The following is a 576-nucleotide window of genomic DNA, read 5'->3' as shown; positions in this document are numbered from 1 at the left end:
TCATGGAGCAAAGGGGTATCATCATTTCAGCTTGACATCAAATAACAACTGGAAAACTAGGAGGATTATATGAAGGAAAGCAAACAATACAATATATCTAAGAAAGTAGTTTTAGAAGCATACAAAAGAGTAAGGCAAAATAAAGGAAGTGCTGGTATAGATGGAATAGATTTTGCAAAGTTTGAAGAAAATTTAAAAGATAACTTATATAAGATATGGAACAGAATGAGTTCAGGAAGTTATTTTCCATCACCAGTATTGGCAGTAGAAATACCGAAAAAGAATGGTGGAACCAGAACCTTAGGGATACCAACTATATCAGACAGAATTGCACAAATGACAGCAAGAATGTATCTAGAACCAAAAGTAGAGCCAATATTTCATAAGGACTCTTATGGATATAGACCCAATAAATCGGCTATAGATGCAGTTGGAAAAGTACGAGAAAGATGTTGGAGATATGATTATGTCATAGAACTAGACATAAAGGGACTATTTGATAATATTAACCATGAATTACTCATGAAAGCTGTAGAATTACATACAGACGAAAAATGGTTGAAACTTTATATAAGA

1 protein-coding gene is annotated in these 576 nt (G+C 32.8%); it reads left to right on the top strand.

Features of this window, described 5'->3' with window-relative positions:
* Positions 1 to 69: 69 nt before the first annotated feature.
* Positions 70 to 576, top strand: a 507-nt coding sequence (locus HF850_RS15415; protein WP_243159518.1) for a reverse transcriptase domain-containing protein, incomplete at its 3' end; no start/stop codon positions are given.

Origin of the sequence: Clostridium sp. SM-530-WT-3G (assembly GCF_012843905.1) — a bacterium.
GTDB lineage: Bacteria > Bacillota > Clostridia > Clostridiales > Clostridiaceae > Clostridium.
The sequence above is the reverse complement of the archived record's forward strand: the minus strand, read 5'-3'. Positions and strand labels throughout refer to the sequence as shown.